The following is a 15739-nucleotide window of genomic DNA, read 5'->3' on the forward strand; positions in this document are numbered from 1 at the left end:
GGTTATTTATGATGGGAGTCACCATGAGCAACGCCATTTCAATAAGACCCGCCACGCCTGAGGATATTTCACAAATTCGCCAGTTCATTCTGGAACTTGCTATTTATGAAAAAGCAGAGCATGAAGTAGAAGCAGATGAAGAAGCGCTATTAAAAACATTATTCGGAGAAGGCGCAACCGCGCATTGTGTAATGTGTGAAAGCAATGACGCACCTATTGGTTTCGCTGTGTATTTCTTTAATTACTCTACGTGGCAAGGACGCAATGGTCTCTACCTTGAAGATTTGTATGTTTCACCAAAATCACGTGGCCAGGGTGCAGGGAAAGCGTTATTGCAACACTTAGCTAAAACAGCGGTAGAAAACGACTGCGGGCGTTTTGAATGGAGCGTTTTAGATTGGAACAAACCAGCTATCGATTTTTACGAGTCACTTGGCGCTAAACCAAAGAGTGAATGGCTAGGCTATCGAATGGATGGACAGACACTTATCGACTTTGCAAAGCAAGGCGAATAAATTACAAAGCCCTGAATACCGTTAGCTGAGATACAAAAAAGCCATTCGCTTTTACGAATGGCTTTTAATTAGTGGTTGATGGTTAGTTTAGAAAGAACCAATCAATGATAGACGCGCATTAATTGGCGCACCTACTGTTACCTGATGCGTAGAGTGTGCATTCGGGAAGTAAAGCGTATCAGTCAAGTTTTCAACGTTTAACTGAAGGCGCATTTTGTCGCTAAGCGTGTAGTAAGCAGACGCATCAACACGCGTATAGCTAGGTAGCACAGGCGATGAAGCACTTGTCGATACCTTACTTTCGTCCTGATATGTAGCACCAATGCCGAAGCCAAATACTTCATTCACTTCGTAGGTTGTCAACACAGACATCGTATTTTCAGGCAGCTCACGAAGCTCTACGCCACTTGCGTTTTCGCCATCAAGGTTGCTGTAGTTTGCAGTAATATACCACTTGTCTGTGATATAACCTTGCAGCTGTAGCTCAAAACCAGATACATCTGAATCAACTTCAACAAAGCTTTCAGGGTCATTCGGATCGTTGTCCAGAGACGTCTGCTCGTTCTCAAAGATAGCTGCTGTAAAGCTCATGCTGTCGTTGAAGTCCCACTTAATACCAATTTCTTGGTTCGTGAACGTGTCTGGATCTAGCGCGTTTGCGTCGCCATTAATATTCGCATATTGCTCGCCGCTGCGTGGCAAGAATGACTCACTGTAGCTAGCGTATATAGAGATATTTTTCTGTGGCTTATACACTAGGCCTGCACGCGGTGACACTTCTTCGTCTTTTCTGCTGCGTGTCTCTAAAACTTCAGGGTCCGCGTTGAATACTTCAATATCGAAGCTGTCAAAACGTGCACCTAGTACAAGGTCGAAGTTGTCTGATAGTGCAATTTCATCTTGAACATAGAAAGAGTATACATCTAAGTCTACATGCGTATCGTCGTTCAAGTCAGAGAAGTCTGCTGTAACTGTTACGCCTTCAGCATTTGTACCAGTTAAACCACGGAAGCTTAACGGACGTGAAATATTAAACGTTTCTCTATCACCGTCAGTGGAATCAAACACAGGGTTGTAACGATCTTGGTTTGACTTGGTATTAATAACCTCACCACCGAAGATAACCGTGTGCCCAATGCTTCCCGTTTCAAATTCGCCTACTAGGTTAGAAGACAAGATCATGTTTTCACGCTGCGTAGTATCAACGTACCCGTCTAGCGTTACTTGCTCTGTCTCAGCGTTATAACCTGCCGCATAGAAGTTCGAGTAAACTTTGTCGTAGTCACCGTAAAAAGCGTTAAAGTTACCTTTCAGGTTATCAGAGAAAGTATGCTCAACGTTTGCACGGAACACGTCAGCGCCCAATGTTTGGTAGTTGTTATCTGGATCGCCAAACACGACTTCTTCAAACGCTTCTACTGGTTCACCGTTGGCAGTTGGCACACCGCGGTCAATAAAGCGCTCGTGGTCGATATATTCATATGACACATCAACAATTGTGTCATCGCTTAACTCAAAGCGTGCCGTTGGGTTGAAGCCGTAACGATCTCCGTAAAAGAAGTCGCGATGATTGTCTAGGCTTTCGTACATGGCGTTAATGCGCAGCGCTGACTTATCGCCCGTGTCAACATTGGTGTCTAACTGTAAGTTGTATGCACCAAACGTATTAGCAGATACGTTGTAGTTTACAAACTTATCGCTCGTTTTCGCTTTCTTAGATACACGATTTAAGATACCGCCCGTACCACCTCGACCGAATAGCAACGCATTTGGACCACGAAGAATTTCTACCTGCTCAACATTATAAAGTGCACGGTAGTATTGAACGTCATCACGGTTACCATCTAAGTAGAAATCTGCAGTAGAGCGCACACCACGGAATACTACCGAGTCGCGGTGACCTTCACCTTGCGATGTATTAACACCTGGTGCGTAGTCAATAATTTGTCCAATGCTAGTAATACCGCGAGCCGTTATTTCTTCAGCCGTAATAATCGACAAGCTCTGTGGCACGTCGATAATTGGTGTAGGGCTTTTAATTGAGTTGGACTGGTTAACCGAAAGGTACTTCCCTTTCACCGTAAGTCTCTCAATATCTTCCATATCAGCAGCAAAAGTTGCTGGGCTTAGAATTATCGCAGCAGCAATACTCGTAAGTTTGAATTTCAAAATTGCTCTCCAAGTGTTCTGTAAGTGTTGTGTGTTTACTTTTAAAAATCTGTAAAACCCTATTATCACGACCCGGCTTTCTGCCGAATTTTGCAATTGCAAATAATAATAGTTGTTATTTTTGGTCGGGATATTATAAAAATTTAGAACAAATGACGAGAGCAAAAGCGACAAAATTTAAAAACTCTTTATAAATTTTCTTAATTTATTAGATGGATAAGACTCAAATCGCGCCCAAATAGACTAAAGAATAAGCAGGTGAATATATTGCGTACGATTGTAGAGGCGCATATTGCAGGTGTCGGAGGACGAGCGACAGGGAGAACAAACAGCTAAGTGAAAAGGTATTTACTGGCTACATCATCTGAAGTGTAGTCCGTTTGAATCAAGAGGGATCTGTGAAGTTAGCGCGAAGACGGATAAGCGGAAAAAATGTTTGGGAAGTAAAAGTTCAATGGCCCTTCAATACTGAAAGAGCCTTGAACAAACTCATCGATATAGCCTGCCAACTACACAACAGCATAGCGGCTTAAAATCAAAGCCACTGTGTGTTTTGCTAAGCTCTTCTTATCGTTATCGCTGAGGGAATCTTCAATTTTGAACAGCTGAGGCCAAAAGCACTGCCCTTTTACTAAGCTATCAATTTCATCGACAACCCGATCCAAGTCGTCAAACGCGAGTTTATTGTCGGCTTTGGCATCCTTTAACCAGCGGTGCATAGCCGTCTCTTGGGCTTTTAATTGCGCAACTTCATCTTTTAGCTTTTCCGGCTCGTAGAAGAAGTGGCCAATCGCAACCCGAGCTAAATCGAGGTGGGATTCACTCACCATAAACTCAATGTCTTGCAAAATAAGGTCTTCTAGCTGCTCGTCTAGCGGAAGCGTAGCATCGTACTTTTTATTAATATTTAAAATAGCCGTTTGCCACTGCTGCGTAACCAAATGCATCACCAGCTCTTCTTTTGTAGAAAAGTGATTGTACACAGTGCGCTTTGACACATTTGCCAGTTCAGCCAGCTTATCCATGCTTGTGCCGTTAACGCCAAACTCTTGGAATGCCTGTGTTGCCGCCTGAATAATGGCTTCGCGTTTGATGTCGCTACGCGTACGTGTGTTGCCTACCATATGGAAATTCTCAAAATTAGTTATCCGCTACATTAACCCGATCATTTTACACCGAACAGTTTACTTTTCAATGCGACCGCACTAAAATGCACTCACCAGTTTACTTTAGGTAATGACTATCTTTGCTGCCGTTGTGCATAGCATCACTACCTGAGTTTACACATCTATACTTTAATTACCCTGACTATGGATTACATACACCTATGTCCATGATGCGATTCTCTCACATTTTATTTTTAAGCGTTTTATCGGTTTCCACTTTAAGTGCATGTTCTTCCGAAGAGCCTGCCGAGCAACAAGCAAACGTTACACCTCGTTATGTCAAACTCGCTACGGTTAGCAACATTCCAGATTTTGACGAATTCACCTTCCCTGCCGTTGTATCGGCAGTGAAAACCGTCGATTTAAGCTTTGAAGTTTCAGGCCGCCTTATCCAGACCGACTTGGTGACAGGCAGTGATATCAATAAAGGCAAGTTACTGGCCACTATTGATCGTAAACCATTCGAAAGACGCGTGGACGAGTCTACGACACGACTTGATCAGGCTAAACGAGAGCTTGATAGAATTGAGAAAATGTTCGCTCAAAAACTAGTTGCACGGAGCTCTCTGGATACTGCAAAAACATCTTACGAACTAGCGGTTATCGACTTAAAAAATGCAGAGCAAGATTTGAGCTACACACAGCTATATGCTCCTTTTGATGCAAAGGTATCTCAACGACTTGTTGAAAATAACAGTTTTGTTGCCGCAGGTACGCCGATTGCTCGCCTGCAAGATGTGTCTAAAATATACTTCAACATTAATGTTCCTGAGCGCTTACTTACTGCCAATATTGGCCGTGGGATAAAACAAGCCAGTGCCACATTAGCCACCAATCGCAGTCAGTGGTATCCGGTGAACTATGTAGAGCACTCTACTCAACCTGATCCTGTATCGCAAACTTATGAAGTGGTGTTTGCCATGGAGCCTCGCGAAGAACTCCCCCTAACACCGGGCGCGCGCGCAGTGGTAAAAGTCAGCCTACAAGGTAGCCTTTATCCAGAAGGCTTTGTTGTGCCAGTAAGAGCACTTGTAGGTGACAAGGACTCAGGCTTTGCAGTGTGGGTATATAACGATGAAACAAGTTCAGTGGCCAAGCAAGCTGTAAACGTTAAGCATATTGAAAATGAGCTAGCGATTATTGAGGCTAAGAGCCAAGGCGAAATCACCCTTGGCCAGCAAGTGGTTGCTGCTGGAGCAACACAAATGCGTGCAGACATGAAAGTGCTTCCTTACCAAGGAGAGAAGTAATTTATGGATATCGCACGCTATTCAATTGATAAGCCCGTCAACATTTGGCTAATGGTAGTCATCCTGCTTTTAGGCGGCATTTTGGCTATGAGCAAAATTGGTCGCTTAGAAGATCCTGCGTTTACCATCAAACAGGTAAAGGTATACACCAACTATCCTGGAGCCAGTGCCGAAAAGGTAGAACGTGAAGTCACTGAACGCTTGGAAATTGCCATTCAGCAAATGCCGCAGTTAAAGGAAGTGACGTCAGTTTCATCGCCGGGCCTTTCCGAAATTACCGTTGAAGTTAAGAGTACCTACGACAGTAACCTCTTGCCACAGATTTGGGATGAGTTGAGAAAGCGACTTCGCGACACCGCAAGCTCGTTGCCAACGGGGGCACAAAACCCAGTGGTATTTGATGATTTCGGTGACGTTTACGGGCTTTATTACGCGTTAAGTGCACCTGATTTCGATACTCGGGAGCTTCGAGAATTCGCCCGAATTATTCGACGTGACCTGCTTACTACAGAAGGCGTTGCCAAGGTAAATGTAACTGGCGTTCAAAAAGAACAGATAGTGGCCTATATCAACCCTTATCAACTCGCGGGCTTAGGCATTTCATTTCCTGATCTCGCCTCTCTTTTCGAAGACAACCTGCGCCCGTTCAACGGCGGCCGTATTAAAGTTGACGAAAAAAATGTGCGCCTAATTGTAGAGCGCGCACCAGACAGACTAGAAGAAATATCTAATCTGTCAGTGGTAGTGCCTGGCACAAACCGTTCCCTTCGGGTTGCTGATATTGCCACGCTAAAGTTAGAGCCTGCCGACATACAGCCCGTTCATGTACGCTACAACGGCGAAGAAGCACTCACGCTTTCAGTATCAGCGTTGACCGACGTTAACATTGTTGATGTGGGCGAGCGCGTTAACGCTAAAGTAGAAAAGCTGCTTCAAGAACTGCCTGTCGGTATTACGCTTACGCCTATTTACGATCAGGCCTCAGTCGTCGACGAATCGGTTACTGGCTTTATTAATAACCTCGTTATGTCGGTGGCGGTTGTTACCTTAACGCTATGCTTGTTCATGGGATGGCGCTCAGGCGTGGTAGTTGGCTCTGTGCTACTTGTCACCGTACTAGGTACTATTCTAATCATGTGGCTTATGGATATTCAACTTCAAAGGATATCACTTGGTGCCATGGTTATCGCCATGGGTATGCTGGTAGATAACGCTATCGTAGTTGCTGAGGGGATGATGCTGCGCATGGCCACCGGCTCTACAGCCAAAGAATCAGCCAGCTTTATTGTTAAGCGTACGCAGTGGCCTTTACTTGGCGCAACCGTTATCGGTATTGCGGCTTTTTCAGGCATAGGCCTTTCAAACGATGCTACAGGCGAGTTTCTATATTCATTGTTTGCCGTAGTGTTGGTTTCCCTCATGATAAGTTGGGTATTAGCGGTAACCTTGGTGCCCGTGCTTGGCGCATATTTTTACCGCAAAGGTATTGGGCAAACCACAGGTAACGAACTCTCTGCATCGCAGCGCTGGTTTAAGGGTGCACTTTTAGGCGCACTTAAACTTCGCTGGGTAACCATTGGTGCACTGTTTGTTATTACTATCGTGGCTTATGGAAGTTTTGGCATGGTAAAACAAGGCTTCTTCCCACCATCAAATGCGCCGCTATTCTTTGTACATTATTGGGGACCGCAAGACAGGGACATTCGTGCCACCGAAGTGATAGCAAAAGAAGCGGAAGCTCGTATTTTGGGAATGGAAAACGTCACGGCTGTAACCACCTTTATAGGGCAAGGTGCCGATCGTTTCACCCTCACTTATGCGCCTAAAAGTGCTAACGAAAACTATGCCTTTTTCATGGTTCGCGCGAATGAACTTGATAATATTCCGGCTATTCAAAGCGCGCTTGCGAGTAAGCTTACCGACCTGGACTTCGACGCTAGCTTTTATATGGAACGCATGCAGTTTGGCCCTGGCTCTGGTGCAAAACTTGAGGCCCGTTTTTCAGGCCCAGATACTGAAGTACTTCGAGAACTGGCGGATGAAGCCAAAGCACTGCTTTTTGCTGACGGACAGGTGAAAGACGTTCGACATAACTGGCGTGAAAAAGGCTTTGCCATTAATACGCAGTTTGACAACTACAACGCAGGGATTGCTGGCGTTTCGCATAGTGACTTTAGCCAGACCATACAGTATGCAAGTAGCGGCGTTCAGCTAGGCACGGTGCAAGACGGTGATTATGCTTACAACATTATTGCAAAGATGGGTAAGGCTGAAGATACCGAGCTTCAATCAATACGTGAATCACAAGTATGGTCTACGCAACAGCGCCAATATGTGCCTTTCACACAGGTATCTCAGGGCTTGGAGTTAATGACCGAAGAAATGCGTATTCACCGTCGCGACCGCGTTCGCACCATTACGGTAGAAGCTGAGCCGGGTGACGATGAAACTGCAGCCAAAGCGTTAGCGAGAATCCGCCCACTTATTGAAGACATAGAACTTCCAGCTGGATATTCATTAGAATGGGGCGGCGAATTTGAAAGCTCTAGCGATGCACAAAAAGCGCTGGGCGCTGGCTTGCCTGCTGGCTTCCTAGTCATGTTTATTATCTCAGTATTGCTATTCGGTCATGCTCGTCAGCCGCTGATTATCTGGCTTGTAGTACCTATGGCTATTGTTGGTGTAGTCTCTGGTCTATTAGGTACCGATATGCCGTTTGGCTTTATGTCGCTACTCGGCTTCTTAAGCTTGTTTGGCATGCTTATTAAGAACGCTATTGTACTTATTGAAGAAATTGACCTTCAGATAGAAGAAGGCTTAGCCATTCGCCAAGCTATTGTTGACGCTACGATCAGCCGTGTACGCCCTGTTTCACTGGCGGCGGTAACGACCATTTTAGGTATGGCGCCACTGCTGTTCGACGCCTTCTTTGCCGATATGGCAGTGACCATTATGGGTGGCCTGGCCTTTGCGACGGTACTTACACTTATCGCTGTGCCCGTACTCTACAGTTTGCTGTTTAAAGTCAGCTACCGCAATAGCTAACGCTTCAATACTAGGGGTCTCTTTACCGCAATTTATAAACGCAGGTAGAGAGACCACTCCCCTTTCAAGCGATGTTCACTATTAATAACATACGAGTACCGACCTAACGCTTTGCCTCTACCCTACTTTGCATAAACTTCATCACATCGCGCCACGACACCATTCCTACTGGATGCCTTTTCGTGTCGATAATAGGAATGCAGGAAATTTTATGGGTATTAAAAAGCTCAATAGCCGAATAAACAGAGTCACTTGGGTTAAGTGTAATGACTTCACGAGTCATGATTTGGTGCGCTTTTTTATCCAATGTAGCGCGGTCAAGCTTTCGTTCGCTTAGGGTATCTACAAAAGGACTAATCGATTTCATCAAGTCTCTGTCAGATATAATCCCCTGCAGCTTATTGTCATGCACCACGACCAAATGATGAAACCCCGTAGCAGCAAAGAGCTCGCGCAATGACTGTAAACTGTCATCCATGTGCACGCTAACCACCCGCGTAGACATAATTTTAGCAATGCTCATTAATACTCCTCGTTAATTTCAGCGCTTCGGCTTTAATTTAGTTATAGCAAGCACACGACAATTGCACTCAACATGGGTTTAAACATAGCGACACCTAATTAGGCGTTCACATGTTACGTGTACGGGTTTTCTCCCATTGATACGGCCACACAGAACAAGCGTAAATCCAGCTCTAGCTGATGATAATCTGGCTCTATATAGCAGCAAAGTTTATAGAAGGCTTTGTTGTGATCCTTTTCTTTAAAGTGCGCCAGTTCATGCACTACAAGGGCTTTTAACAAGGCCTCTGGGGCATAGAGTAAATCATTGTTAATGGCCAAGTCGTGTTTGCGCGTTTTACCCTGCATACGGTAAGTATGCGTACCTAGCGCGTTAGTTATCATATCACCTTGCTTTTTAAACGCGGCGCGCCCAAACGGTGGCGCATTTTTTAAGTATCGCTTTTTTAATTCCGTCGCGTACTGATACAGCAATTTGTCGGTGGTTATATCATGGGCCTCTGGGTATTTTTTTAGTAAATAACGCTGTAGCCGATTGCTGGAAATGAGCTGTAAGGCTTGCTCCACAATAGTTGAAGGGTAGCCGTTAAAATACCGAGCATATTCATTCACGTTTATTTCTCCTTTGAGGGAAGAATTATAAAGCATTTGAACGTAGTGGATAGGACTCGCATTTCTCTGGCACCTCTTTTGTTAAAAAAACAGAACAAAAAACAAAAAAGCCGCAGTAAAGATTACTGCGGCGAAGGGTGTGCTAAGGGAAACACTACGGGAAGTTTGTTTACCTAAACTCCAGAGGTTAAAGCTATTCTACAGTAACGACGACTTTACCCACAGCGTTACCACTTGCCAGACGGTCATGTGCCTGTGCTATCTGCTCAAGAGTGAAATTTTCTGCATCTATAATAGGTTTGAGCGCGCCAGCATCTACAATTCTCGCCAGCTGTTTGAGTATTTCACCATGCGCTTCTCGACCCACATTGTGGATCATAGGAAGTAACATAAACACAACGTTTAAGCTTAAACCGCTAAAGTGGACGGGTGACAAATCGGTCTCTAATAAAGATAACGTGGTAGACACCTGCCCATTAAGCTTGGCCGCTGCGAATGAGTTTTGAAGATTATTACCACCTACGGTATCGAAAATCACATCAAAGCCATTACCATCTGTGTATTTATTTACGTAATCTTCAACTGATTCACTACGATAATCGATGTAAGTTGCACCTAAAGACTCGATAATGTCTTTTTGCTCATCAGAGCCACCTGTGGCGAATACGTTTGCCTTCATATGTTTGGCAAGTTGTACTGCTATATGCCCTACTCCACCGGCGCCGCCGTGAATTAATACGCTTTGACCTTCACTGGTTAATGCACGAGTTAACCCTTCAAACGCTGTAATACCCACAAGAGGAATGGCTGCCGCTTCGTTCATAGAAAGAGACGATGGTTTGTGAGCGATAAGGCGAACATCGGCCAGCATTTTTTCTGCAAGTGAACCTTGTAAATCGCCAAGCCCACCCGCACAGCCGTATACCTCATCGCCAACTTTATATTCTGTTACGCCCTCACCAACAGCTTCAATGGTGCCAGCAAAGTCCATACCTAAAACGCCAGGCAATTGTGGAGCAAATGGTAAATCCGCACCCGACTGACGAATCATCATGTCGATTGTGTTAACGCTGCTTCCTGCAATACGCACAACTACATGCCCAGCCTTTACAATTGGCTCTGCAATATCGTTTTGTGTAAATTGTTCAGAACCGCCAAATTCGTTTATTACCATCGCTTTCATGATTAAGCTCCTTTAAAGCCTGTTGTTTGGGTACGGAACTAATCATAAGCACTAGAACTCCCGATGATAATTAGTGTATAAAGGCAAACAGTTTTTAGATTTTATTGATAATCCAAATGAACATAGAACACCTAAAGCTTTTTGTGCGAATTGCGAGCACAGCGAACATCAGCTTAGCTGGGCGTGAACTCAACATCTCACCCGCCGTTGCCAGCGCACATATAGGAAAACTTGAAGAGACACTTGGTGTTCGCTTAATTCACAGAACTACCAGAAAAGTATCGCTTACCGATGATGGAAAACTTTTCCTTCCCCATGCTCAAGAAGTATTGGACAGCATCGAAACGGCACAAGCTGCTGTTGGCAGCGGTGCGCAAACGCCGCAGGGCACATTACGAGTGACCGCTCCAGCTTCATTTGGGCGAATGCATTTAATTCCTGCAATCCCTGAGTTTTTAGAGCAATACCCAAAGCTAAATATCGACTTCCGGTTCAGCGACAGTATTTTAGATGTGGTAGAAGGTGGCTTTGATGTCGCCATTCGCGATGCGGAATTAAAAGACTCTAATTTACATGCCAAAAAGCTAGCTGATGATAAACGCATAATTGTGGCGTCAAAAAACTATATTGAAAAATACGGTAAGCCAGAAACGCCAGCAGATCTCAAAAATCACAAAATAGTCAATCTTACTGGCTTAGAAGTGTGGGACTTTAAAGCCGGCCAAAGTATCACCTCAATTAAAACGCCTAATTACCTGCGTATGGACAATGGTGAAGCGGTACGAGACGTCTGTATTCAAGGCTGTGGTATTACCCTTACTGCTACATGGTGCAGCTATCCTTATTTAAAAAGTGGCGAGTTAGTTCAAATACTGCAGGATTATCCTCTTGCTACCGACTGTGCACTATGGGCAGTGTATCCTAGTAACCGTTTATTAGCCCCTAAGGTTCGCGCGTTTATTGATTTCTTAGCCGACCGCTTTAGCGGCGCACCTTATTGGGATGAAAAACTAAGCAATGTTGTAGTCTAAAGCGGTATTAATTAAACAGGCCTTATCTTCGTGTTTATTATTTAATAAAAAACACAATTTTTCATTCACTTCTTAGTTTCTCTACTATGCTTGTACTAAAGTAAAATAGTCATTACACATCGTTTTAGGCAACATTTATCACAGACTTTAAATTGGGTAAAAAATGATGAAAAAGCCGTACTTGTTCTTCACGGCCATCTTCAGCTTGCTTCTGGCTAACAACACCTCAGCAGAACAAAATAAATTAGAAGTTAGCGGCTTTGGTACGCTTGCCACTGCCACCGCTGATACCAACAAATATCAATTTCGTACCGATAGATCGCAAGCCGAGTTTGCGAAGAAAGACGGCTTTGCGTTTAAGCCTTTGAGCTTGATTGGCGTACAACTTGATTACACGCTATCAGGCAACCTCGACTTTGTAGGGCAGTTTGTTTATCGAGAACAAGATAGGCAGAATCTCGATTCCATCACTCAAATGGCCTTTTTGCGGTACGACATCTCGCCGGTTTGGCAAGTAAGAGCGGGCAGATTAGCTGCGGACATTTTCCACTTTAGCGATACCCGGGATGTTTCTATCGCTTATCCTTGGGTAAAAGTGCCTACTGAAGTTTACGGTATTGTACCCGCTAGGAGTTTCGATGGGGCCGACATAAGTTACACCACACCCTTTAGTGACTTCAATTTATCAGTGAAGGGCTTTTGGGGTAGCGGCAAAAGTGACTTTACTAGTAACGACTATAACCCAATAACATTTAACGATTTACGCTCACTAGGCATTGAATTTGTTGCTTTTGACTGGAGCGTAGCGCTAAAGCACACTCGAACCGAAGCTAAAAACGACAACGATGACGTTGCGGTAGTGGCAGCGGCAGTCGCTCAGTTACAACCTTTTTGGGCGGGCGCACTTAAATTTTCAGATGAAGTAAGCCTTCGGGATGCTTCCATTCATTATACTTCTGTGTATTTTAATCGCTTCTTGGGCGATTGGGAACTATCAGGCGAGCTATCCCATATAAATTCAGACTCGATTGCGCTAAGACATTCAACTAATGGTTTTTTGAACTTAAGCTACCTTTATGGGCCTCACACATTCTATGCACTCTACTCCTTTGCTAATACTGACACTTACTTTCTAAATGAAGAACAACCCGGTTTCCCCATCAACCAGAATACTGCGGAGATAGTTCTTTTTGTAGAAGAAGTGGCTAGTTCGCTGGCTCATCATCAACAATCATTCTCATTGGGCTGGCGATGGGATTTACGAGAAAACTTAGCCTTTAAAGCACAAGTTGAACGCACTGACGTTAAAGCAAGAGGTACTGGGCTTCGTGCACGTGATGGATTGATTGTTGACGATGAAGACGGTGTCGCACACACTCTTTTTCTCGCGTTAAGCTTTAGCTTTTAGGGGGAGGAACATGAAACTGTTTAAACGCTTCCCCGTAATTATTGCCTTAGCATTTCTAACGCAAAGCATTGCATTTATGACGCAAGCTCAAGAAAAAATTGTCGTTGTCACTAACTTTAATAACGATGTACAGGTATTGGATAAAAAAGGTTTAATCGATTTATTTATGGGTAAATACTCGGCGTTCCCAAATGGAAAAAAAGCCACGCCGATTGATGTAGAATTAGATTTCGAACTGAAAAGTCAATTTTATAAAGCTTTGGTAGGACTTCCCTTAGCAAGGGTCAATGCCTACTGGTCGCGACTTAAATTCTCCGGCCGCGTAAAACCTCCTGCGATAGAGCAAACTCTTGACGATATCAAGCTAAGGCTTGAGGAAGACGAGTCGGCGCTAGCTTATGTATATGAGTCGACTGTGACCGACAGTATGAAGGTAGTGTATCGTTTTGATTAACATACAAGGTCTAGGTTTTCGTTTCTCGCTATTTTTAGTCGCAGCTGCAATGTTGGTAGTGTTTACTACCGCTGAATTCTTTTATCGCGTGACTTACGAAAACGAGATAAAAGAAGCTAACAGGGATATCGAAGAGCTTTATCAAACCGTAGGTTCAACCGCATCGATCGCGGCTTTTTTAGAAGATGAGGACTTAGCCAAAGAAGCCATTAATGGTTTAGTTAAAACTGACAAAATTCTAGCAGCCTCTATAAAAAGCGAGGCCCTTTACTACCAAACGAATGTAACTGAAGCTATTAATAAAAGTACGGAACCGCGGGTGTTTGTGGTTAGGCACCCTTTTATGCCAGAAGAATCACTTGCTGAGGTTAATGTCTACCCTAATTTCGAATACATCATTAACCAAGCAGAAAAAACCAGTACCGACAACAGCTACTCACTGTACGCTGAAGCCTTGGTAGTTGGCATAGTGGCGTTGATAATCACCTACTACATTATTATTTCCCCTATGTTACGAGTAGGCCACTCTTTACACCAAATCACGCCTGGAACATCGCAAAGGATCCCTATCCCGAAATATCACTCACGCAGTGAAATAGGTAAACTTGTTTATGACACCAATCAATTGTTGTCCAAGGTTGAAGAACAGTTCACACAAGAGCGACAGTTAAGAGAAGAAATAGAGTTTCTCGAAAAGCGATTTAGAATGCTGTTCGAGAATGCCAAAACTGCCACAGTATTAATGGCCGAGAATGGTGCTATAGCGCTTCGAAACGACGCATTTAATGATTTGGTAGAGAAGACGGAGCTTGGAATAAAGCAAGGCTATGGCGAACTGTTAGACGAACTATTCGAAACACCAGAAGCAATGAAAGCTGCACTTAAAGAAGCCTTTGCGCGAAACGAGTTTGCGACGGGAGAGTACAAGCTAAAAAGTAGCGCAAATGACAATGCCATTTGGGTTCAACTTATTGCTAGTCCATTATTGACAGAAGAAGGTGAACGTTACTACCAGCTTACGTTAAATGACATTTCGAGTCGTAGACAAGAGTTACAAAAGCTTGCGCTACAAGCAGATTTTGACACTTTAACGGGAATCTACAATCGAAATGGCGGTGAAAAGCTCATAGCCAAACTTATGAGAAAGGAACACCAGTTTGCGTTGGCACTGATCGACCTGAACGGTTTTAAAGCGGTAAATGATATTTACGGTCACGATGCGGGTGACGAGGTTCTCATTTTTGTTGCTGAGCAATTGAAAGAAAAAATACGCAAAAACGATGTCGCGATACGTTGGGGCGGCGATGAATTTATGTTGTTACTGCAGGCGGATGATGAAGAGTCTGTTAAAAGGGTTATAGAAAAAGTGAATGCTGGCGTTAAACAGCCTTTTTATTTTAATGACGATAGTAAACCTACTGTGGTTTCAATGAGTGTCGGCGTGGCTTTTTATCCTCAAACAAGTAGCAATTTGCATGCCCTGATAAAGCTAGCTGATATCGCCATGTATAAAGCAAAACAAAATAAGATAGCCTCACCTGACGACTATCTTATCTTTGCTAACCAATGCCGGCTAGATGATGAAGATATGAGTTAGCGCTCTTCACGCCACCCTAATATTTTACCAGCATCCTACTTTCAATACTCTTACGCGTTGTACTTTTAGCGCCTTCTTCGCTCAAGTCTAATGCACTGTGCGCTAAGTGGGGGATCCCACTGTTATCGTAAATATTAAAAATGATACCTTCATCCACGCGCATTTTAGATTTATAGAACCAGCGATGTTGAGGGTTAGGTGCTACACCTAAAATCTCCCCTTTGCGGTCTGGATACCAAAGCTCAATGTTTATCCAGTCTTCGACATCCATAGAGTCAGGGCAGATAAAACCTAAGGGAGAAGACATGATGGTGTTTTCAACGGGTCTCCACAGGTTTACAAAACCAAAGTGCCCTTTGTGATATTCAGCCGCTTTTTCTTCTCCAACTAAATCAATAAGACGCTTTCGAATGCCTTTTTCACTGTAATCATTGTGCACGTTTCTCGCAGGTCTGCGCGACGCATTTTCATCATCTATACGTACAGTATGATCAAATACCAAAACTTCTTTCGCACCGATTTGTGTTTCAATCATTTCCACTATTTTACGATTATATAGTGCTTCTTCATCTTCATTGAATGGGAAAGGAACCGCCTTAAGCCCTTCTAAAAAAGTAATTCCATGGGTTTTGAAACCAATATTCACGTCGCTATTTCGTATGTCGAAGACATTAACATTGGTCGTTAGAAGTTCAGGTGATATCAAGTTGCCATCAATTCCATCTACATCAAACTCAAATGCCTGTGTAAAAGGCTTTCTTATGTGGTAATTAACTGAAGCATTCAT

The 15739-nt window shown here is 43.8% G+C and carries 13 protein-coding genes; 7 read left to right on the forward strand and 6 right to left on the reverse strand.

The genetic code is table 11. The features are described from left to right. Positions 1–23: 23 nt before the first annotated feature. Positions 24–515 (forward strand): GNAT family N-acetyltransferase, encoded by a 492-nt coding sequence (locus tag KUL49_RS08250; protein ID WP_131136992.1) that lies wholly within the window; start codon positions 24–26, stop codon positions 513–515. A gap of 87 nt (positions 516–602) precedes the next feature. Here KUL49_RS08250 and KUL49_RS08255 read toward each other — a convergent pair whose 3' ends face one another. Both KUL49_RS08255 and KUL49_RS08260 read right to left on the reverse strand, forming a co-directional pair. After that, the gene (locus KUL49_RS08255; RefSeq protein ID WP_131136993.1) at positions 603–2684 is read right to left on the reverse strand and encodes a TonB-dependent siderophore receptor; all 2082 of its coding nucleotides are present in this window, start codon (positions 2682–2684) and stop codon (positions 603–605) included. 509 nt (positions 2685–3193) lie between these two features. Further along, entirely contained in the window at positions 3194–3808 is a 615-nt protein-coding gene (locus KUL49_RS08260; protein ID WP_014976048.1) for a TetR/AcrR family transcriptional regulator, read from the reverse strand. A 209-nt stretch (positions 3809–4017) separates the two neighbouring features. Between KUL49_RS08260 and KUL49_RS08265 the strand changes: the two genes are divergently transcribed. Further along, positions 4018–5100, forward strand: a complete 1083-nt coding sequence (locus KUL49_RS08265; protein WP_131137054.1) for an efflux RND transporter periplasmic adaptor subunit — start codon at positions 4018–4020, stop codon at positions 5098–5100. Positions 5101–5103: 3 nt separating this feature from the next. After that, positions 5104–8145 (forward strand): efflux RND transporter permease subunit, encoded by a 3042-nt coding sequence (locus KUL49_RS08270; RefSeq protein ID WP_131136994.1) that lies wholly within the window; start codon positions 5104–5106, stop codon positions 8143–8145. Positions 8146–8248: 103 nt separating this feature from the next. On the opposite strand, the gene KUL49_RS08275 is transcribed toward KUL49_RS08270, so the two are convergent. The 3 genes from KUL49_RS08275 to KUL49_RS08285 form a co-directional block, all read right to left on the reverse strand. Continuing rightward, a complete protein-coding gene (locus tag KUL49_RS08275) occupies positions 8249–8668 on the reverse strand; it encodes a CBS domain-containing protein (protein WP_014948884.1) in 420 nt (139 codons plus the stop codon). Positions 8669–8781: 113 nt separating this feature from the next. Then, positions 8782–9279 carry a M48 family metallopeptidase gene (locus KUL49_RS08280; RefSeq protein WP_131136995.1) on the reverse strand — a complete coding sequence of 166 codons (498 nt, stop codon included), beginning with the start codon at positions 9277–9279 and terminating at the stop codon, positions 8782–8784. 193 nt (positions 9280–9472) lie between these two features. Next, positions 9473–10462 carry a zinc-dependent alcohol dehydrogenase family protein gene (locus KUL49_RS08285; RefSeq protein WP_131136996.1) on the reverse strand — a complete coding sequence of 330 codons (990 nt, stop codon included), beginning with the start codon at positions 10460–10462 and terminating at the stop codon, positions 9473–9475. Positions 10463–10578: 116 nt separating this feature from the next. Here KUL49_RS08285 and KUL49_RS08290 point away from each other — a divergent pair, with 116 nt between their 5' ends. From KUL49_RS08290 to KUL49_RS08305, 4 genes are all read left to right on the forward strand, one after another. Further along, on the forward strand, positions 10579–11493 hold the full coding sequence (locus KUL49_RS08290) for a LysR family transcriptional regulator (RefSeq protein WP_131136997.1): 915 nt from the start codon (positions 10579–10581) through the stop codon (positions 11491–11493). A gap of 163 nt (positions 11494–11656) precedes the next feature. Continuing rightward, positions 11657–12901, forward strand: coding sequence for a porin (locus KUL49_RS08295; RefSeq protein ID WP_131136998.1), 1245 nt, complete (start codon positions 11657–11659; stop codon positions 12899–12901). A 10-nt stretch (positions 12902–12911) separates the two neighbouring features. Further along, positions 12912–13355, forward strand: coding sequence for a hypothetical protein (locus tag KUL49_RS08300; protein ID WP_131136999.1), 444 nt, complete (start codon positions 12912–12914; stop codon positions 13353–13355). After that, positions 13348–14952: a sensor domain-containing diguanylate cyclase gene (locus tag KUL49_RS08305; RefSeq protein ID WP_131137000.1), complete on the forward strand. Its 1605-nt coding sequence runs from the start codon at positions 13348–13350 to the stop codon at positions 14950–14952. The genes KUL49_RS08300 and KUL49_RS08305 overlap by 8 nt, the downstream gene beginning before the upstream one ends. Positions 14953–14968: 16 nt before the next feature. On the opposite strand, the gene KUL49_RS08310 is transcribed toward KUL49_RS08305, so the two are convergent. After that, positions 14969–15739, reverse strand: a complete 771-nt coding sequence (locus KUL49_RS08310; protein ID WP_131137001.1) for a CmcJ/NvfI family oxidoreductase — start codon at positions 15737–15739, stop codon at positions 14969–14971.

The organism is Alteromonas sp. KUL17 (assembly GCF_006538305.1).
GTDB classification, from domain to species: domain Bacteria; phylum Pseudomonadota; class Gammaproteobacteria; order Enterobacterales; family Alteromonadaceae; genus Alteromonas; species Alteromonas macleodii.